Source organism: Komagataeibacter ossonobensis (assembly GCF_057359305.1).
In genome coordinates, this window is sequence record NZ_JBXAYQ010000051.1 from 1 (window position 1) to 19,636 (window position 19,636).

Sequence of the window (19,636 nt, forward strand, 5' to 3'; positions counted from 1 at the left end):
AAGTGGGGTATCCTTGGCCTGATGAAGTCGGCGGCACTGGAGCTTGGGCGTTACAATATAACATGCAATGCTATTCTTCCGGGCCTGGTTGGAACTGCGCTCACTTATAACGAACAAAGATTCCGGGCCGCGATAGCGCAGTCAAATAAGGCAGTTTCGGCGTATCCTACCGCTCAGGAAACATGGGACGCCCGTGCGCCGACCGTTCCCCTTGGCGTAGGCTGGCTCCAGCCTGAAGATATCTCGCCTATGGCCGTATTTTTGGCATCGGACGCAGCCGCACTTGTGACCGGCGCAGAAATGGCAGTTACCGGGGGAGATGCTGCAAAAGTAAGCTAGTGCTGACCGACTGGGCGGTTCCGAGTATTGGGTGCCGCCCAGTAATACCCATATCACCCGAGAGAGTCTTTAAGTTGGCGCGCCATGAAATTAATGAAACTTTTTACTTTTGGCGCAACAACTTTCTTGGGGGGATAAACTGCCCAGATGGCCCGTTCCGCTCCCGGGGCTAGAACCCACTCGAATTGCTCGAGAACCCGTACGAGTTTTCCTGCTTTTATGTCTTCCCCAATCAACCAACTTGGCAAAAGTGCCAGACCAATCTCGCTCAAAGTCGCTTCAAGAAGAGCTTCGGAATCATTTGCTTTCACAGCCCCGCTCACGGACAGCTTTTCGAACTGAGCCTCTGGCTTGCCACAAGGCCTAAAATACCATGCACTTCCTGCCTGGACGGTAAAAAACAGGCAACTATGATTTGTCAGATCCCCAGGACAGACAGGCAGACCTGCGCGTTTTATATAACCAGGGGCAGCGACAAGAATTCGTGACTGACCAGCCAGCCGCTTTGCGACAAGGGTAGAATCAGGGAGCGCACCAATACGGATCGCAACATCGGTACCGCTTTCTATTAGATCAACCGTGGCATCCGTTAATGTTGCGTCAATGCGGATTTCCGGGAACGATGTCAGAAAGGCCGACATATGTGGCATCACATGCCGTCGGCCGAAAGCGGCAGGGACATTTATGCGTAATATGCCTCGCGGCGAAGAATTGTGTAAGGTTACTTCTTCGCGGGCGATATCTAGGTCACCAAGGATACGACTGGCCCGTTCCTGCAACAAGGCGCCGGCCTCGGTCAGGTGAAGACCACGTGTCGTACGGTTGAATAGCGCGACGTCGAGGTCTGCCTCCAGCCGGGAGATATGGCGTGATACCGTTGATACCTCCATGCCCTGTTCAGCAGCAACCCCAGAGAAGCTTCCTATCTGGGCAGAACGAAGGAAAACGCGCAACGCAGTAAAATAGTCCACAACCTGCTTCCCCAAGAGATAACAGGTTCTTTCATATCGACATATAAGGGGGCCATACAATTACGTATCCCCAAAATAGGGAATAGGAGGATACCAGCATCAGCGTCTCACCACCATCGCGATACCCCCTGCCCGGAGACGCCTGAATAGTCTGTTGTAACGCCCAACATCATGGTGCCCATCGCGCGGAATACGCCGGATGGTCGCGACCTGATCATGGCCCGGTGGAGCATGCCCACGCCGCCGGGATACCTGAAAGCCCACAGGGTCGATCGAGGCGTGACCAATAATATCCGCAATCCCACTTCGACCTGACGGAAGCGTTGTGAAGGTGTGGCGCATCACTGCCTGGTGCCTCTCACGGCCTTTTCCGAACCGAAGCGCCTGCCAGAGAGCCCAGCAGACCCGTCTGGTTTACACGCATGAATGCCGGACGCTGGTGGTGGAGACGTCATTGGAGGGCGAACGCTCCGGCCGAGTTCGCGGCCGGAGTTGAGAATATAACGGCTGCTCTGGCACTGTCCGGAAGCCACTGATCTTTGAAATCGAATATATCTCAGGAATTCTCTACCTCCTCGCTGTGTGTACATGTTATGATGACACAGAGGGAGGAGACAATGAGCCAGCATCTTTCAGATAACGCACCATCCCCACAGAAAATCGGTGTTCGAGAATTTCGAGGAAACCTGACAGTTTATCTGCGTCAGGTCAGACAAGGCAGCACGATCCTTGTTACATCTCACGACCAGGTCGTGGCTGAACTGCGGCCGCCTGCTCCTTCCTATCGTCCCCGTCGTCAGCCAGGAGTCCTTCGAGGGCGAATCAGGATGAGCGAAGATTTTGATCAGACACCGCCGGACGTTCTTGAAAGCATGGAACGCGACCTGTGAAGGTTCTGCTCGATACGCATGCGTTGCTCTGGTGGCTTTCGGATTCTGATCGGCTAGGAGATAATGCACGGGAAATCATTGCGGATCCGGCCCATGATATTCTGGTGAGTGTCGTGTCATTATGGGAGATTGCAATCAAAATCCGTATCGGAAAACTGGATGCGGATATAAACGATATTCTGGCAGCAATTCCTGGCGAAGGCTTCTCTCTGCTGCAAATACAGCCCGAGCATCTGAAGATTCTTATGTCTTTGCCTATGCATCATCGTGATCCGTTTGACCATCTTCTAATGGCGCAGGCGCAAGCTGAGCATGCCACCTTTCTTTCAGAAGACGGACAAATGGATTACTATTCTATTAAAATAATCCGTTGTTCCTGAGAATGTGAACAGAACAGCCGAGGATCTGTATCGATGTCCATTCGCCACAGAGGAGAGTTGCTGCATCGGAAGAACAATGTCTATTATTTGAAAGAATTGGCGAGCATTCGGTGAGCATATTATGTTTTCTTGGCTAAAGCGTATTTTCAGCGGATCTGAAATTCCGGATACGACCAATGTGGCGACCAGGAAAGAGACTACTGCCTCGTCATCTACGCACGCTTCCTCATCCCATGCCCAACATATATTTCCCAATGATGAGGCGAAATTAGTATTGCATGGACAATCCCGGAGCCACAAGAAGAACGATGCGCACTGGGTCCCTCCCGGTGAAAAAGTCACGATCCATGGCTTCGAGATAACTGATGGCATGGTCTATGTCGGCAACTTTTTGTCTGCAGCGCCGGATGGAGGCTGGCGTGCCGACACTCCAGCGCCCTGCCTTATCAGACCATCGCTCAAGATCGCGGCCAGAGTGCCGCAAACGAACCTGGATCTGGGTTATTGGTCCTCATATACTGACATCACGCCCAATCAACGATTGGCTTACCTGCATTGGCTGGCGAGCGGAAAATCCGACACGAGCTACCCAATGGGCTATCCCTTCCTTTATTTTTATGGGCTTGAACGTCGCTTGGTAGCCGATACGCCTTCAATGGCTGAAGAGGCGTTGTTGATGGCCGAAGTAGAACGCCTGCGCAGCCTCTTCGAACATAATGGTTCTTTTGCAAACTACAGCACTGAACTGCTCAATTTCATTGAAATGCGACAAACCTTGACCGATATGCAAAGATTGGGGGCATGGAAACCGGATGTCTCAGCTTTGGGAGACCACATGTCTCCCTTACTTCGGGTCAAATTAAGTCTGCATGCGTTGCAAGGCATTCCGCTCGACTTCGATCTCGCCATGGCAGGTATTCTGTCTTTGCCCTCTCACTTAACCGGTTTATGGCCACGCATGGCAATGACACGAGCGCGTCCGGAGTTCATTGAACTCACGCGACATCGTTTTAATAAGAAATTTCCTGACGGTGTGCGGCTCAAAGATAAAAAAAAGAGCCGACTTGATCTGAGCTATCGAGCGGCAAGTCAGTATCTCCATGTCTCGATCAAGTTTGATGGCTTCGATCGCCTTCCTGATCCAGCGCAATTGACATGGACCAAAATGATCAAGCTCTGCGAAGGGGCCCGTGAGGATCTGACTCCATTTGCCAAGGTCATCGGCAAGGAACGTGAACGTGTCGACAGTATGGCTGCCGCCTTGATGCTGCCCGTAGAACTTGGGGAAAGAGAAACCGTTCGTGCTTTCAGAGCCTGGCTGGACGATCTGCCCCGGCCTGTTGCCGATGTGCCGCTTAAGGAACTGGGTCTGCGATGCTTTGGTTCTGGCAAGGGGGCCACGGGTCTGCGGCAAGCGCGCGACATGTCCGCCATGCTGGCACGCCTAGGTTACGGCATGGAACCGGATCCAACCTATGGTGGGAACAAGCCAGGCGAGAATATAATCTTATTCTACGCTGGCGACGCCCAGGATTCCCTGATACCTGTCGGTGACAACTTCCGCATCGCTGCCGTGGTCATGACCGCCATCGGCCCGGCAGCAAAAAACCTGACCTTGGGTACAAATCTGGTCAACGATCTCACCACACACCTGCAGCTTACCCCGCCTGAAACAAAACGGCTGATAGCCCGCCTGCGCCTGCTTCCGCCGCGCTTGCCAACGCCTGGCCGCCTCAAAGCCATCGTTGATAGTCTGGAGTCCGGGCAACAAACCATAGTCGCCACGCTGGCAGCTTCTGTCACTGTAATGACAGGTGAAACCGACCAAGGCATGATGGTGGCTCTTGAGCGGCTTTACGAAGCCTGTGGTCTCGATCGACGGGAACTCTACGCCACCTTGCATCGGGTTACGGCTGCCAGGGCATCCTATACCGCGGAACCGATCGTGGTCGAGGATGGCAGGTCACAGGGAGGCGGCCATCGAATTCCAGCACCGCCTTCGAAAGCGAAACCTGCTGACGGTATCATCATTGATATGGGGAAGGTCGGCACCATCCTGCGCGAAACGAGGGCGGTCGAGAAAATCCTGGCACCAATCTATGAGGACGAGACTTCTGAAATTCCAAGTCCGGCAGTCGTTGCACCCACTTTGGAACAGGCAACGCGCTTCGCCGGACTTGGTGCGGAGCAGACGCGACTGCTTGAGATCCTGGTCAACCAAAAGGAGTGGACACGCTCCGGATTTGAGGCCAAGGCACACGAACTCGGGTTGATGCCAGATGGCGCACTCGAAGCCATCAACGAATGGGCCTATGATACTTTCGATGAAGAACTCATTGAGGACGGCGACCCTTTGATCATCAATATGGCGCTCCTTGCTGACGCGCCGGGAGCAGCATCATGACCAACCTTGGTATTGCAACCTCAGACGGGGCGCGCACTGCGGAGAAAATCAGGCCCAGAGACCGCGATAGCGTCATTCAGGCGCTTCGCGCAGGTGTCGTGCCACGGTCAGGCATCCAATTAGTGCAGGTCGGTCGCGCGGGCGAAGTCAACCAGGTGGTGCTGGACGTCAAACGCATCGCGGACGGTGGTTCTGCTGTTCGTTTCATCATTGGCGACTACGGTGCAGGCAAGACTTTTTTCCTTAATCTGGCGCGCTCCATTGCCATGCAAAGCAAGCTGGTCGTGGCGCATGCAGATTTATCGCCTGATCGTCGCCTGCATGCCAGCGGCGGCCAGGCTCGCAGCCTTTACGCAGAACTCATGCGTAACATGGCCACCCGCACCAAGCAGGATGGTGGAGCGCTTGCAAGCGTAGTCGAACGTTTCATCATAGAGACACAGGCTGCTGCCAAGGCTTCGGGTCGCAAGGTTGGAGACGTTATCCAAAAAAGACTGCTTCCCATTCAGGAACTCGTTTCCGGCTATGACTTTGCAACCGTCATCGAATGCTACTGGCGAGCTTTCGAAGAAGGTAGCGAGAGCGGAAAGGCTGCGGCACTGCGCTGGCTCCGTGGCGAATACACGCTCAAAACCGAGGCCCGGGAGGCGCTCGGCGTACGCTCTATCATCGATGATGCCTCGGTTTACGATTACCTGAAAGTCATGAGCCGCTTCGTGACCCTGGCAGGCTATTCCGGCTTTCTGGTCATGTTCGATGAATGCGTAAACCTCTTCAAGCTGGTCAGCGCCCAGTCGCGCAATGCGAACTACGAGCAGATTCTCCGTATCGTGAATGATGTGCTTCAAGGTTCGGCTGAATCCCTCGGCGTCTATTTCGGGGGCACCCCCGAATTCCTGATGGACAGCCGCCGGGGCCTTTACTCTTACGAAGCGTTGCGATCCCGTTTGGCTGAAAACAGCTTTGCCCGAAATGGTCTGGTTGATCTTTCCGGCCCGGTCATCCGGCTTCAGAGCCTGACACCCGAAGACCTCTACATTCTGCTTGGCAGGTTACGGCACGTCTTTGCCTATGGTGACCAGAATCGTTATCTGGTGCCGGATGAGGTTTTCAAAGCCTTCATGACTCATTGCAACCAGAGGATTGGCGAGGCTTATTTCCGTACACCGCGTAACACCATCAAGGCTTTTCTCGACCTGCTTGCCATCCTGGAACAGAATTCACAGGCGCAGTGGCAGGATCTGGTGGACCAGGCTGAAGTCGCGCCTGATACGCCCTTGGCGGGTGGCGATATTGTCGAGGTCGACAATAAAGATACGCCTGGTGGGGCAGGCTCTTCGACGATCGGCTCCGCTCAGGCCTCTCCCGATGATGATCTGGCGGACTTCAAGCTTTGAACGACGCGCCGCCCGACCCACTCGGGCAAACTTCCGGTAAGGGTGCATCGACGGCTTTCGATCTGTTGCACGAGCAAATCCGGCGCTGGATCTGGCGTCAGGGATGGACAGAGCTTCGTGATATTCAGGAACGATCCATTCCCGTCCTTCTGGAAGGACAGCAGGATCTCATCATCGCGGCCGGGACCGCAAGCGGAAAGACCGAGGCGGCCTTCTTGCCAATTGTTTCGCGACTGGCAGCAGATGAACGCAAACCCGGTGCCGGCTTCGAGGCCATTTATATCAGTCCTTTGCGCGCACTGATCAACGATCAGTTTGGTCGCATGGAGACACTTTGCGAAGAAGTGGAAATTCCAGTCTGGAAATGGCATGGGGATGTAGCCAGCAGCATCAAGGAGCGTGCACGCAAGCGGCCCCAAGGGATATTGCTGACCACGCCAGAAAGTCTGGAGGCCATCCTTGTTCGACGGGGAAATGAGGCGAAGCGTCTGTTCGCTGCGCTAAGTTACATCGTGGTTGACGAAATGCATGCCTTTATGGATGCAGAGCGCGGACGCCAACTTCAATCGCTGCTCAATCGTATCGAGATCGCCGCCGGACATCGGGTAGTTCGCGTAGGCCTTTCGGCCACCCTGGCCGACATGAGAACCTCTGCGGCTTTCCTACGGGCATTGAATGCGGATGGCGTGGAGATACTGGAATCTGAAATGGGCAGCCAACCCCTGAAGCTCCAGCTTCGCGGCTATATACAGCCGCGCCTGAAGCAACGGGGCGACAATTCAGACAAGGGCGAGGTCGCCGAGCGCACGGCAGACATGGAGATTGCAACACACATCTTCAACACGCTCCGGGGGCATCGGAGTTTGATCTTTGCCGGCTCACGACGGAATGTTGAACTTTATACCGCAAGGTTACGTGGCCTTTGCGAGACATTGGGCGTGCCGGAGGAGTTTTTCGCTCATCATGGCAGTTTGTCGCGTGAGCACCGTGAGGAAGCTGAACGAAGGCTGAAAGAAGAAGATCGACCAGGTTCCATTGTCGCAACCACGACCCTCGAACTGGGCATCGATATTGGCCACATTGATGCTGTAAGCCAAATCGGGCCGGGACATACTGTTTCAGGCATGCGCCAGCGACTAGGACGTTCCGGTCGTCGTGCAGGACAATCCTCGGTAATGCGGGTTTACACCACCGAGATGGCGATCGACGAGCGCATCCATCCCATTGATGCTATGCGGCCAAGCACGGTGCAGACCATAGCCATGCTCAATCTCATGCTGAGGCGCTGGAATGAACCGCCTCAAATTGGGCGGCTCCACCTCTCCACGCTGATACAGCAAATTCTGGCCCTGATCGCTCAACACGGTGGTCTGACAGTCAAACAGGGCTGGAACCACTTGATCGAGAGTCGGGTATTTCCTGAAATTGATCAGGCCCTCTACATTGATGTGCTGCGGCGAATGAAGCATCCGGAAGTCCAGCTTATTGAGCAGGCGCCAGACGGGACGCTTTTGCCAGGCGAAGAAGGTGAGCGGGTCATCAATGACCGTGGGTTCTACGCCGTATTCATGACGCCTGACGAGTTCAAGGTTATCACGGATCGCGGACGGAACCTCGGTACGCTGCCGGTCGATAACCCCGTGATGCCGGAACAACTCATTATCTTCGCTGGACGGCGGTGGCAGATAATCGAGATCGACAATCGACGCCGGGAAATTCTGGTCACACGAGCTTATGGCGGCGTGCCGCCTGAATTTGGTGGCGAGGGCCTGCCCCCGGCTGACGAAGTCGTGGCAGAGATGCGCAGGGTTTACGAGAACATCGCTATTCCCCGCTTTCTCGACAAGGCAGCACTTGAGTTTCTTACTGAAGCCAGAGAGACGTTCGATCATCTTGGACTGCGCCATGCGAGCCTGCGACGACATGAGGACGAACTCCTGCTTTTCCCTTGGGTCGGCAATCGGGCACAACTGGCCTTCGTGCTGGCGCTTGCCTCTCATGGCGTAATGGCTAATTCGGAAGGTATCGCGGTCACGGTTCCTGCTAAGGATGGGAGCAAATTGATTGCCGCCCTAAAAATCATTGCAGAAGGACCTGTGCCGGACGCGAAAATTTTAGCTCGACTAGTGCCGGATATGAAGCGAGCGAAATATGACGCCTATTTAGGAGACGAATTGCTGGCGCGTTGCTACGCCAGTGAGCATATCGACGCGGAACGTGTGCCGATTATTGCGGCTGACCTGCTTTCTAGATTTCCGACTGAGGTAAAAACAATTTTTGAATCCTAAATACCTTTATAATGTTTGGCGTTGACCGGAATGTATTGGAATGGCGGATACCCCGGCCCGACAACCTGCTCAAAAGTCGAAATATAATCTAACAGTCTGTCGGGTTGGGCATTTTGCGGCTGATAACGCCGAGGCTGACCCGGCTTATGCCGCCTGAAGCCGCGCCATTCTTTTGCAGTTATATGCGAGTGCAACGAGGGTCCATTCGGTCGTGACTTTTGCAAGGCTGCGCAGGCTGAATCTTCTGAAGCCCATGATGCTTTTGATAATTCCAAAGACCGGCTCCACGGTCTGTTTGCGTAGTCTGTAAACATCTCCGGCTTCTGTAGTTTCCAGCCTGTCCTTCATGGCAAGCCGCCAGGGTTCAGTTATCCGGCGTGGCTCCTTTGCTTCGGGATGGGGTCGGAAGTCGTAAGGTCTGCGGGCACAGGGCCGTCCGATGGCGACCAGCGGATCAATGCCCTTTTTCCGCAATTCCCGGACCGCCTGCCCGCTGGCGTAACCGGTGTCGGCGAGCACTGTCTCCGGGAGACCGATCGTGTGTTCCATCGACAGCACGGTGCTGGCAAAGGACGGCGCGTCCGCTGACGTGGCGACAACGCCGGTTGTCACGATCAGCTGACTGCCTTCGGCGCAGACCACGGCCTGGGCATTGTAAGCCTGCCGGAACTCGTGGGCATCCGAACGCCGCATGAGGCGACTGTCGGGATCGGTCAGGCTGATCTGCCGGTCGGGTGGTGGTTCATCATCCGGCGGTTTCGGCGCCCGGCCGCGACGCCCTGTTTTTGCGTCATGCGCCGCCTTCTTTTTCTCGTATGCCGGTCGCGCCGCCTCGGCCTGCGCCTTCGCATCTGCTTCCAGCCGGGCGCAGGCTCCGTCCAGCTTCGCTTTCAGCGCTTCCCGGCGGGCAAGCTCTTCTGGCAGGGCCTGCGGATCTCTGTCTGTGGCATCCGCGTGCTCCGCCTGGTCCATCAGTTTCGCGATATCCACCGCCAGCTGTTCGCGCAGCGCCCTGATCCGGTCGTAGCGCAGGGAACGGTATTTCGAAGCGTCGGCATCGATTTTCGTGCCGTCAATCGACACCACGCCCAGACGCAGCAGGCCCGTCTCGCGCGCCAGAAGCAGGACCTGCGCAAATGCAGCTTCAATGGCTGTCCGGTTCGTCCGGCGGAAGGTCGCAATCGTATCATGATCCGGATGCAGGTTCGCCGCCACGAAGCGCACCCCGATATCGCGATATGTCGCCCGCTCGATCCGGCGTGAGGAAAACAGCCCGTTCGCATAGCTGAAGATCAGAAGGGCCAGCATCAGACGCGGATGGTACTGTGCCTTGCCACCCGTGCGCACTGGCACGCAGAACGCATTCATCGGAACCCGTTCAACGGCGGCTACAACGAAATGCGCCATATCATCAGCCGGAAGCCACGACTTCAGATCAGGCGGCAGAAGATACGGCTGAGACCGGTCAAACGGGATGAAGCTGCTCATCTCACCACCTTACAACCTTACCCCTTCACAGGGTACCCCAACCCTGTGAGTGCTGGTTGTAATCTCCCCAAATGTGCTGGTTGAAAATTCCCCAGTTTGAGGACTGTGCGTGATCGTCATGGGGGCATGCCCCCATGACGATCACGCGGCACATTTATCCCTGCTGATGCCAAAGGAAGGGCGAGCAGGTGATAGGACTCAGGGAGGTCGTTTTGATCCAGGAACTCAAAAGACAGGGGCTCAGCATCAGCGCCATCGCGCGCCAGACAGGGCTCGATCGCAAGACAGTGAAGAAGTATCTGGCCAATGGGCTGGAGACTCCAGCCTATGCACCGCGTAAACCGGTGGCCAGCGCAGCAGAACCTTATCGAACCTATCTGTTGGAGCGGATGGCAAGTTATCCCGGACTTTCATCGCGCAGGCTGCATCGTGAAATTCGCGACATGGGATATGACGGTGCCTATTCATCGCTGACGGAATATCTCCGGCAAATCCGCCCCCCGCTGCCCAGGCCTTATGAGCGGCGCTTCGAGACCGGAGCCGGCGTTCAGGCGCAGGTCGATTTTGCGGAATTCCAGACAGTCTTCACCGGCGAGCCAGGCATCGTGCGCAAGGTCTGGTTGTTCAGCATGGTGCTGGGGCACAGTCGCTGGCTGTGGGGACGTTTCTGCCCGAACCAGGGTCTGGAAACAGTGATGCGTTGCCACATCGCCGCCTTCGAGGCGATGGCGGGCTGCTGCACGGAAATTCTCTACGATCGCATGAAGACCGCTGTCATCGGTGAGGATGATGCGGGCGTGGTGACCTACAATGCCTCGCTGGTGGCGCTTCTGGCCCATTATGGCAGCGCCCCCAGAGCCTGCCAGCCCTATCGCGCCAAGACCAAGGGCAAGGTCGAGCGACCCTTCCGCTACATCCGTCAGGACTTCTTCCTTGGCCGCAGTTTCCATGATCTCGATGACCTCAACGCCCAGTTCGACGTCTGGCGCGCGGATATCGCCAACGCGCGGGCACATGCCACCACCGGGCGGATCGTGCAGGAGCATTTTGCACAGGAGCAGCCCCATCTGCATCCATTGCCTGCCCTGCGCTACGATGCTGTTCTGAGCGTCGAGCGGCGGATCAGCCGCGAGGGGATGGTGGCGGTGGCCGGCAATTATTACAGTGTGCCTGACACTGCCCGCCGTCGCGTGGTCGAGATCCAGCACCATACACATGAAGTCCTGATCTTCGAGGAAGGGAAACTCATCGCCCGGCATCCCGTGCTGGAAGGCAAAAACCGTAAGCGGATCGAGCCAGGCCACCGCAAGGCCCCACCGGTTCAACACGCCGAGATGTTGCCGACGACACCGGCGGTGCCGATCCTCCAGCGTCCTCTGGCTTTCTACGGCGCGGTGGGTGAACGCCTGGCCAACATCAATGCCAAAGGGACCGCATGATGTCTGTCACCGAACGCATCCGACAAAGCCTGCTGGCTCTCCATATGGCACGCGCCCTCGAAACGCTTGATCACACGCTGGGCAGGCTGGAAAAGGGCGAGATCAGCGCCATCGAGGCCATCGACGATCTGCTGGCCGAAGAACTGAACCTGCGCGAGGGACGGCGCATCAGCGTAGCACTGCGCACCGCCCGCCTCATGCCGATCAAAACTATCGAGAGCTTCGACTTCTCGTTCCAGCCTTCACTCGACAGGCATCGCATCACCGCGCTGGCCCAGCTCGAGTTCATCAATCGGGCCGAGGTGTTGCATTTTCTGGGCTCGCCAGGCACCGGAAAATCCCATCTGGCCACAGCCATCGGCGTGGCCGCCGTCAGGGCCGGACGCAGCGTCTATCGCTGCTCTCTGGCAGAACTGCTCGAGGCGCTCACCAGAGCCGAACGCGAGGGGCGTCTGGCCGAGAAAATTCGCTTCTACACGCGGGCTTCGCTGCTGATCGTCGATGAAGTTGGCTACCTGCCAATCACGCCAGGTGGTGCCAACCTCTTCTTCCAGCTGGTCAATGCCCGCTACGAAAAGGGAGCGATGATCCTGACCTCCAATCGCGGTTTTGCCGAGTGGGGCGAGGTCTTCGGCGACCCGGTCGTCGCCACCGCGCTGCTCGACCGGCTACTTCACCATGCTGTCGTCGTCCACATCGAAGGTGCCAGCTATCGCCTGCGCCAGCATGCCGATCTGATCCCCGAGCATACACGGGCCCACGCCAATCTGATGCCACCGGCAGCGCCAAAGCGCCGCGGTAGGCCCCCAAAGCATGGAGCTATCGATCACCTCAATGGCTGATCACCATATCCGTGCTGGGGAATTTTCCGACAGCACATGTGGGGAATTTTGAAACAGCATTTACAAACCCGACAGACTGCTAAGGCACACACTATCACCGCTATGGTGGGGAGACGCAGATCACGGCGAGGGAAACGCAACATTGGCAATCGATGCCTCTCCCCGTCGCACCAGTTCAAGGCCAGCCACAAACGTAGCAGCAACAACCGCGCGACGATCAATGATCCTGTCCGGTCCCCTTAAATCCGTTAGGAGCATACAGTCTTCCCATATGCTGCGGAAGGTTCCGTTCGCTATTTTTTCACAGACCAGAGTCAGCGCATCTGTCACACGCCAATATGCAGGCACATTAATCCGATAGACGGGAACGGACGTCGCAACCCGCGCCAATTCCTGCTCCAGTACACTGAGACAGGCTTCCATCAGACTGAAATACGTCCCCTGCCATGCAGAAACACTGCTATCCGCCCGCGCCCCGCCCCGCGTAAAAACCGACACGCCAAGCTGCGGTCGCGCCTCCAGCCAGTCCGCTGCCGCGCGCATCTGCAACAACCCCTCGATTTGGTCCGCCGTCCGGCGTGCCTCGCTCTCGGCAACCTGCTTTTCCGCCTGCGTGGCAAACAGCAGCCGCGAGCGCAGGAATACCAGCCGGGCGATCCAGATCACCCAGTCCGCGCGCTGCATGAGTGGCGTGGTCTGGGCCAGCCGCTCCGCCTCATCCACAAACTGGGCCGCTAGGTCCGCAATGGACAAGATGCCCAGATCCAGGCGCTGCCGTTCCGCCAGATCCAGCAGCAGGTCCAGCGGCCCGTCAAACCCCTCGACATGGAACTCGGGCACCGCCGGGCGCGGCAACCGACGCGGCTGATCGCCCCAGTCTTCGTCCTTGTCAGGCAGCATCGGCGGTCTTCCCGGCATCAGCGCGCGCGTACTGCGGCCGGATGTCGAAAACCAGCTCTGGCCAGTCCGTCCGCACCCGCTCCAGCGCCTGCCACGGCGTCCATTCCGCCGACCAGAAGTTGTAGACCAGCCGCGCACTGCGGCGGGCGCGCTGGTCGCGCACGGCTTCGACCTCCACCCGACGCAACGGCAGCAGCGTGCCCCACTGTGCCTGCAGCCAGGCCGCCGCCGCGCATGAATCCGCCCCGGCTTCCAGAATGGGACCGGGCACCGGTACCAGCCGGTGCAGGTCAAAGGCACAGGCGGGCGTACCCGCCGCCTGATGCTGCAGGGCGATCCGATGCAGGCGTTCGGATGCCTGGCGCAGCAGCCGGGCCAGCGTCACCGCCTGCGCCCCCTTTGCCGCCATCGGCGCCAGCAGGCGGGCCTGTTCGTAGTCAAAATCCACCTGCCAGGGGATGATCCCCGGTCCCCGGGCCGCCACCCGGAACCGGGCCACTTCGTCTACCGGACCGCTCACCGTCAGCGTTGTCCGGATCCAGCCCGGGGCGGCCCTCATCGTGCGTCGACGCACCGCCGTCCCAACTGGGGACTCTGGCGGGGACCCGGATTTTGTCCGCCGCGTCCGGTGGGCCGGGCGGTCCGGACGTCCCAGCGCCCGGTCCAGCACGAACCGGATCCCCGGCACCGACAATGGATCCCCGACCGTGCCATGCGCATCGATCCCCCGGAACGCCGCCCCCCACCGCAATTGCGCGGCATCGCGCCAGGCCGCCCAGCTCCGCACCGGACAAACGGCCGGGTCCCGGCGGCGCCGCAACCGGCGCAACCGGTGGCGCCCGGACCGGGGCCGCAGCAGGGCAACGGTCATCCCGTCTGTCGTGTCGCTGATGTCTTCCACCGTCAGACGGGCCAGCGCCTCGGCGCCGATGTCCAGCGTAGCCGCCAGCAACAGCAAAGCCCGGTCGCGCAAGCCGGGCAGGTCGGCCCTACAGCGTCGCGCGGCGGCCAGCAGCGAAGCCGCATCGACCCCGGCCCCGGTCCGGCGCACCCGCGTAGCGGGCAGGGCGACATCGAACGCCTCGCCATTGGCAGCACACCATGCCGTCAGCGCCGCGCGATCCACCACCAGGCTCTGCCGCGGCCGTCCCGTCTTCGCCCGGGCCTCCAGCCACGCTGCCACCGCGACAGGGCCGACCGGAAAGCCGCTATCGGCTGGCTGGGTTCTGACAAAGGCGCGCCAGGAGGCCGCATAGGTCCGTGCCGTGGCAGGCGACAGGCCGGTCGGCGAACGCGCCGCCTGCAGCAGTCGGCCGGTCTCAGCCATTCTGATCGGATCCCCGGTTTTCCGCCCTAAACTCGCTGCAGGCCGACGTCGGACGGACGGCGAAAGCGGACAGCCTACCCGCCCTCAGCGGAAAACCGCGCTGCCTGACCCTGACCATATTAAGGCGTTTGTGCTTCATATAATGCGTCGTATCATGTTAACGGGTTTTGGAGAACGGAAAAGCGCCCGATTGATCTGGAAAGGCGCGGTTTCCCGGACTTTCTGCCCCCTCCCTTCCTCGCGGGGCAAAATCCGACCAATCAAAAACTTACTTCCGATAAGTTATCTTGTCGGAAGTAGATGAAAAATTTCAAAATGCCTGCTAAAATCCCAAAATGCGCCTGTTTCCGAGCCTTTTCGCCAAGCCTGTCTGCGGACTCCTTCCCTGCTGCCCCGGTGACGGTCAGGGGTCATACGCGCAGGCAACCCTGCCATGCTGAGCGACGTCCGGATCCTCGGCACCAGCAGGCAGGCGCAGGCCGCGCTGCATGCCCGTGTTGACCCCCTGACACAGCAGCGTCTGGCCGAGACACAGGATCCGGCGCGCTGGCGCGAAATCCTCTCGACCGCGCGTTTCACACCACCCCTGCCCCTGCTTCTGGCGGGCATCGAATTGCCGGACGGTAGCTATTCCCCGGATACCCCGCTTGCCCAGGACGTGCCGTATGCGTCGGCGGCCCAGCAGATGGCTCAGGACCATGTGGCCGATATCCCATCGGGGTTCGAACTGGCCATCGGGCTGGAAATCGATGATGGCACCCCCTGTTTCCTGGCCTGGTTCCGGCCGCTCCAGCCCGTAGGCTCCTGTTCCGGGACGGTAGACGCAGCGCCCCCTGCGCCCGTCGGCCAACCGGCTGCTGCCGTCGCGCAATGGTTTTCTGTCGTCTCGGCACAGCCTGTACCCGAACATGATGGCCGCCTGGCTACGGCCCGTCAGGCGGCCGATGCCTATATGCATCGCAGCAAGGCCGAGAACACGCTACGCACCTATCGCGCCGCCGTGCGGTCCTGGTGCCGATGGGCTGCCGGTCATGCCCTGCCAGCCCTGCCTGCCCGCAGCGAGGATGTTGCCGCCTATCTGGCCGACATGGCGCTGCAGGGCCGCAGGACCAGCACCATCGACCTGCATCGTGCCGCCCTGCGCTACCTGCACCACCTGGCGCAGACTGCCGTACCCACCGCCCACCCGATGGTGACCGCAACGCTTGCCGGCATCCGGCGGGAGGCAAAGGAGACCCTGCCCCGCCAGAAAACCGCGCTCACCTGGGACAGGCTAGTCCGGGTTGTCGAGGCCATCAGTCCACATGATCTGGTCGGTGCGCGGGACCGGGCCATTCTTCTGCTCGGTTTCGCCGGCGCGTTCCGGCGCTCCGAGCTTGCCGCACTGAAGGTGGAAGACATCACGGTGGACGAGGATGGAATGCAGATCCGGCTGGGCCGGTCCAAGGGTGATCCCCAGCGCAAGGGTGCGCTGATCGGCATCCCGCGGGGCCTGACCCGGAACTGTCCGGTTCGGGCGTACGAGACCTGGCTCCGGCAGGCCGGGATCACGGAAGGTCCGGTCTTCCGGCGCATCTGGTCCGCGCGGGACCGCAGGGCGGGCGCCACTCCCGTCGGGACCCCGCCCAGGATCGGGCCGCACGCCCTGTCGGACCGGGCAGTCACGGACATCATCCGCAAACGCTGCGGCGACACCCACCTTGAGGGGGACTTTGGCGGACACAGCCTGCGTCGCGGCGCCATCACCACAGGAGCAAAGGACGGGTATGATCTCCTGGAACTGAAGCGCTTCTCGCGTCACAAAAGCCTTCAGGTCGTCGAGACCTATATCGACGAAGCCAGCATCAAGGCCCGGCACCCGGGAAGATCGAGATTCTGAGCCTGTCTTGACCCCTGCCTCCAGAGCGCTTCAACTCGCCTTCAACCGCAACACGTCAGGGCGGATCAAAGAGAGGAAACAGCGTGATGGGCTCCAGAATTCTTGTTGTCGGCGCGGGTGCCGTGGGTGGGTATTTTGGCGCTCGTCTGGCCAGCGCCGGGCATGACGTGACTTTTCTGGTGCGCGAAAGGCGCCTGCAGCAGCTCCGTACCGAGGGCCTGTGCCTGATCAGTTCCGTTGGCAACGTCACCATCGCCCCCCGGATGGTGATGGCCGGTGGGATTGAGGGTCCCTACGACATCATCCTGCTCAGCGTAAAAGCCTATTCCCTGACGGGTGCAATGAACGATTTTGCGCCTGCGGTGGGACCGCAAACATGGATTGTCCCGCTTCTCAACGGCATGCAGCATCTTGATAGTCTGGCAGACCGCTTTGGCCCTGCCGCGGTCATGGGGGGGACGTGCTTTATCGTCAGCAAGCTTGATGCGCAGGGGCGCATTGTCCAGGCGGGTTCTCTCCCCCGGCTTTCCGTGGGGGAGCGGGACGGTCGTGAGACGCCAGCGACGTGCAGTATTGCGGAAACCCTGTCGGGGCCCGGATTTGAAACCGTGTGTTCCACCCACATCCTGCAGGACATGTGGGACAAATGGGTTCTGCTCGCCGCCCTGGGCAGCATCTGCTGCCTGATGCGCGGAACCGTGGGGGATGTCGCCAGCCAGCCAGCAGGTCAGGATTTTGCACAGGCGGTGATCCATGAATGTGCGTCAACGGCCGCTGCTGCCGGTTATCCCCTGCGGGATGCCACCCTGAAGAGCACTGTCAGTCTCCTGACGAAAACGGACTCCACCCTGACGTCCTCCATGTTCCGGGATCTGCTGCAGGGCGCTCCTGTGGAGGCGCAGCAGATTATTGGTGACCTGGTCAGGCGGGCACGCGTCCATCAGATCCCTACGCCTCTCCTGGATCTCACGGATCTGAATCTGCGCGTGTATGAACAGCAAAGGCATGCGTGAAGACGCACAGGGCGGACACGAGGTACCGGCGGACACATCCGCTTCATAGATCATGGCCGCCTTATTCGACGATAATTCTTCCCACATGAACAGCCGGAATGAAACGTCTGACTTGGGAGAAAGGAGATAGTCGGCTGTCATAGGGACTACCAAAAACAGGCTTTCGCAGCATTCAAATTCATGACAGGGGGTAGAAATATTCAAGTGATTTCATCCTGCACATGACAAGTATCAGGTCGGCATCTAAATGTTTTCTATAGTTAAAATGCAAGCTCCTTTCCCTGGAAGGAGCTTGCGGGAAAAAATAGGGTGTCAGCGAGCAAGTGGATAATCGGTATAGCCTTCTGCACCCTGCGAGTACCAGGTGCGGATATCGTCCTTGTTCAGGGGCAGATTGTCTTCCAGACGACGCACGAGGTCCGGATTGGCGATGAATGGGCGACCGAATGAAATGGCATCTGCAACACCGGTTGCAACTGTCTCGATCGCTTCATCGCGTGTGTAGTCCTGATTCAGAACCAGCGGCTTCTTAAACACTTCGCGGATCGGGCCATGCAGCTTGGGCTGATCGGTCTTGCCGAACGTGCCATTCGGTCCGGGTTCGCGCAGTTCAAGAAAAGCGATGTCGAGGTCGTTCAACAGCTTTGCCGCCGGCACAAAAACCTGCTTGGGATGGCTGTCGATGCAGCCCTGCGTATCGCCATTGGGGGACAGCCGTACTGACGTTTTGTCCGCGCCAATCGTTGCGATCACGCGTTCCGTGACTTCACGCAGAAAGCGGATGCGCTTTTCCGGCGAACCGCCATACTCGTCGGAACGATGGTTGGTGCCGTCCCGCAGGAATTCGTCGATCAGGTAACCGTTGGCGGCATGAATCTGCACACCGTCAAAGCCTGCCTGAAGAGCATTGCGAGCGGCGTTTTCATAATCGTCCAGGATGCGGGCAATGTCCTCCCTGGTAAGAGGACGGGCAATTTCGGGAGCCTGTTTGCCGTCATAAGTATGGAGCGCTTCAGGTGCTTTTGTCGCCGAGCAGGACACAGGCTGCTGACCCGTCACGCTGGAATGCACCATGCGGCCCATGTGCCAGATCTGGGCCACGATCTTTCCGCCCTTTGCATGGACTGCAGCGGTGATAGGCTTCCAGGCTTCTACCTGTTCCTGCGACCACAGACCCGGCGCATACGGCCAGCCAAGACCTTCGCGGCTGATACCAGTCGCTTCCGAGATAATCAGACCGGCCCCAGCGCGTTGCGCGTAATATTCGGCCATGATGGGAGTGGGTACATGCTCGCGGGTGCCCCGGCCACGTGTCAGCGGCGCCATGAGAATTCTGTTTTTTGCGTAAATGCTTCCCAGTTCAATCGGCTCAAACAGGCTGGGCATGACAGATCCTTCTTAAAAAACGCAGTTCCTAGGGATTTGGGAAGCCTCATGTGGAATACAACAGGAGGCCTACCACCTCGTCTGACTTGAGGTAGAACGCGCAGGCTGAGCATCTGAACTGGTTGCCCTGGACCTTGCCGATCTGAGCAGTGTCCGCGCATGCACCGATCAGTTGAATGAACGAACCCGCTGCGCGGGATTGGTGTGACATGGAAGTCTGTCACCACGGCGTGAGAGATCTATTTTATTTGTAACTGTCCTGATCGGGCCAAGCACTCTGGCTTTTTCCCACCAAAAGGAGCCCGGATGATGACGGAGTCCCTGTGCATTGCTGCAATCAGTCACCTTCGCCAGCGCCTGCTTGATGACATGGCGGTGCGGCGGTTCTCCCAGGGAACGCAACGCAATTACCTTCGCAATGTCGGCCGTTTCGCTATGTTTCTGGGCCGCTTAGGCGTCACGAATTGAGCCGCCATGACCACGTCGCCTTCGTTCTACTTGCTGTCATCGTCCACCATGATGACCAGTCGTCCTGCACGCATGGCCTGGCTCGCGTGGGCTATCCGCTTCCACTGACTGTCGCTCAGACCATACCGTCGCATTCACACTCTTCCCGTCCCATCAACAGGAAGAAAACATCACAGATCAAACGGGAGTACAAGCGGCATAATCCTCCCGCTTAACTGACGAAAC

General features: G+C 58.6%; 16 protein-coding genes and 1 pseudogene. 12 read left to right on the forward strand and 5 right to left on the reverse strand.

All coding sequences use genetic code 11. The features are described 5' to 3' along the window. The coding region (locus AC1RQ9_RS16665; RefSeq protein ID WP_485987879.1) for an SDR family oxidoreductase at positions 1-339 on the forward strand (339 nt) is incomplete at its 5' end. 53 nt (positions 340-392) lie between these two features. Here the strand turns inward: AC1RQ9_RS16665 and AC1RQ9_RS16670 are convergent. Further along, positions 393-1,310, reverse strand: coding sequence for a LysR family transcriptional regulator (locus tag AC1RQ9_RS16670; RefSeq protein WP_408887002.1), 918 nt, complete (start codon positions 1,308-1,310; stop codon positions 393-395). 156 nt (positions 1,311-1,466) lie between these two features. Between AC1RQ9_RS16670 and AC1RQ9_RS16675 the strand changes: the two are divergent. From AC1RQ9_RS16675 to AC1RQ9_RS16700, 6 genes and pseudogenes are all read left to right on the forward strand, one after another. Next, positions 1,467-1,732, forward strand: a pseudogene (locus tag AC1RQ9_RS16675) (SOS response-associated peptidase); the annotation flags it as partial. Positions 1,733-1,903: 171 nt separating this feature from the next. Beyond that, positions 1,904-2,200, forward strand: coding sequence for a type II toxin-antitoxin system Phd/YefM family antitoxin (locus AC1RQ9_RS16680; protein WP_081500394.1), 297 nt, complete (start codon positions 1,904-1,906; stop codon positions 2,198-2,200). After that, complete coding sequence (locus tag AC1RQ9_RS16685; protein WP_010516112.1) at positions 2,197-2,580, forward strand: type II toxin-antitoxin system VapC family toxin; 384 nt, start codon at positions 2,197-2,199, stop codon at positions 2,578-2,580. The genes AC1RQ9_RS16680 and AC1RQ9_RS16685 overlap by 4 nt, the downstream gene beginning before the upstream one ends. Positions 2,581-2,701: 121 nt before the next feature. Continuing rightward, on the forward strand, positions 2,702-4,984 hold the full coding sequence (locus tag AC1RQ9_RS16690; protein ID WP_159264376.1) for a TerB N- and C- terminal domain-containing protein: 2,283 nt from the start codon (positions 2,702-2,704) through the stop codon (positions 4,982-4,984). Then, entirely contained in the window at positions 4,981-6,381 is a 1,401-nt protein-coding gene (locus AC1RQ9_RS16695; protein ID WP_159264374.1) for an ATP-binding protein, read from the forward strand. Before AC1RQ9_RS16690 ends, AC1RQ9_RS16695 begins: the two co-directional genes overlap by 4 nt. Further along, positions 6,378-8,669: a DEAD/DEAH box helicase gene (locus AC1RQ9_RS16700; protein WP_159264372.1), complete on the forward strand. Its 2,292-nt coding sequence runs from the start codon at positions 6,378-6,380 to the stop codon at positions 8,667-8,669. The genes AC1RQ9_RS16695 and AC1RQ9_RS16700 overlap by 4 nt, the downstream gene beginning before the upstream one ends. Positions 8,670-8,813: 144 nt before the next feature. Here the strand turns inward: AC1RQ9_RS16700 and AC1RQ9_RS16705 are convergent, their stop codons facing one another. After that, entirely contained in the window at positions 8,814-10,157 is a 1,344-nt protein-coding gene (locus AC1RQ9_RS16705) for an IS1182 family transposase (protein ID WP_159264370.1), read from the reverse strand. A 188-nt stretch (positions 10,158-10,345) separates the two neighbouring features. On the opposite strand from AC1RQ9_RS16705, the gene istA reads away from it, so the two are divergent. After that, positions 10,346-11,596, forward strand: coding sequence for an IS21 family transposase (gene istA / locus AC1RQ9_RS16710; protein ID WP_007396168.1), 1,251 nt, complete (start codon positions 10,346-10,348; stop codon positions 11,594-11,596). Continuing rightward, positions 11,593-12,438 carry an IS21-like element helper ATPase IstB gene (gene istB, locus AC1RQ9_RS16715; protein WP_485987881.1) on the forward strand — a complete coding sequence of 282 codons (846 nt, stop codon included), beginning with the start codon at positions 11,593-11,595 and terminating at the stop codon, positions 12,436-12,438. Before istA ends, istB begins: the two co-directional genes overlap by 4 nt. Before the next feature lie 120 nt (positions 12,439-12,558). On the opposite strand, the gene AC1RQ9_RS16720 is transcribed toward istB, so the two are convergent. Together AC1RQ9_RS16720 and AC1RQ9_RS16725 are read right to left on the reverse strand one after the other, a co-directional pair. Next, positions 12,559-13,338 (reverse strand): segregation and condensation protein A, encoded by a 780-nt coding sequence (locus AC1RQ9_RS16720; RefSeq protein ID WP_159264366.1) that lies wholly within the window; start codon positions 13,336-13,338, stop codon positions 12,559-12,561. Further along, positions 13,328-14,665: a site-specific integrase gene (locus tag AC1RQ9_RS16725; protein ID WP_206065364.1), complete on the reverse strand. Its 1,338-nt coding sequence runs from the start codon at positions 14,663-14,665 to the stop codon at positions 13,328-13,330. The genes AC1RQ9_RS16720 and AC1RQ9_RS16725 overlap by 11 nt, the downstream gene beginning before the upstream one ends. Positions 14,666-15,098: 433 nt before the next feature. Between AC1RQ9_RS16725 and AC1RQ9_RS16730 the strand changes: the two genes are divergently transcribed. After that, on the forward strand, positions 15,099-16,544 hold the full coding sequence (locus AC1RQ9_RS16730; RefSeq protein WP_110560945.1) for a tyrosine-type recombinase/integrase: 1,446 nt from the start codon (positions 15,099-15,101) through the stop codon (positions 16,542-16,544). An 86-nt stretch (positions 16,545-16,630) separates the two neighbouring features. After that, positions 16,631-17,557, forward strand: a complete 927-nt coding sequence (locus tag AC1RQ9_RS16735) for a ketopantoate reductase family protein (protein WP_110560946.1) — start codon at positions 16,631-16,633, stop codon at positions 17,555-17,557. A gap of 312 nt (positions 17,558-17,869) precedes the next feature. On the opposite strand, the gene AC1RQ9_RS16740 is transcribed toward AC1RQ9_RS16735, so the two are convergent. Next, entirely contained in the window at positions 17,870-18,943 is a 1,074-nt protein-coding gene (locus AC1RQ9_RS16740; protein ID WP_087608926.1) for an alkene reductase, read from the reverse strand. 306 nt (positions 18,944-19,249) lie between these two features. Between AC1RQ9_RS16740 and AC1RQ9_RS16745 the strand changes: the two genes are divergently transcribed. Further along, positions 19,250-19,411 (forward strand): hypothetical protein, encoded by a 162-nt coding sequence (locus AC1RQ9_RS16745; RefSeq protein WP_239020463.1) that lies wholly within the window; start codon positions 19,250-19,252, stop codon positions 19,409-19,411. Positions 19,412-19,636 lie beyond the last annotated feature (225 nt).

Bases quoted from the DNA above. Each gene is read 5' to 3' on its own strand.
- AC1RQ9_RS16680 (WP_081500394.1), top strand. From the start codon at position 1,904: ATGATGACACAGAGGGAGGAGACAATGAGCCAGCATCTTTCAGATAAC.
- AC1RQ9_RS16690 (WP_159264376.1), top strand. From the start codon at position 2,702: ATGTTTTCTTGGCTAAAGCGTATTTTCAGCGGATCTGAAATTCCGGAT.
- AC1RQ9_RS16695 (WP_159264374.1), top strand. From the start codon at position 4,981: ATGACCAACCTTGGTATTGCAACCTCAGACGGGGCGCGCACTGCGGAG.
- AC1RQ9_RS16705 (WP_159264370.1), bottom strand. From the start codon at position 10,157: ATGAGCAGCTTCATCCCGTTTGACCGGTCTCAGCCGTATCTTCTGCCG.
- istB (WP_485987881.1), top strand. From the start codon at position 11,593: ATGATGTCTGTCACCGAACGCATCCGACAAAGCCTGCTGGCTCTCCAT.
- AC1RQ9_RS16720 (WP_159264366.1), bottom strand. From the start codon at position 13,338: ATGCTGCCTGACAAGGACGAAGACTGGGGCGATCAGCCGCGTCGGTTG.
- AC1RQ9_RS16725 (WP_206065364.1), bottom strand. From the start codon at position 14,665: ATGGCTGAGACCGGCCGACTGCTGCAGGCGGCGCGTTCGCCGACCGGC.
- AC1RQ9_RS16730 (WP_110560945.1), top strand. From the start codon at position 15,099: ATGCTGAGCGACGTCCGGATCCTCGGCACCAGCAGGCAGGCGCAGGCC.
- AC1RQ9_RS16735 (WP_110560946.1), top strand. From the start codon at position 16,631: ATGGGCTCCAGAATTCTTGTTGTCGGCGCGGGTGCCGTGGGTGGGTAT.
- AC1RQ9_RS16740 (WP_087608926.1), bottom strand. From the start codon at position 18,943: ATGCCCAGCCTGTTTGAGCCGATTGAACTGGGAAGCATTTACGCAAAA.
- AC1RQ9_RS16745 (WP_239020463.1), top strand. From the start codon at position 19,250: ATGATGACGGAGTCCCTGTGCATTGCTGCAATCAGTCACCTTCGCCAG.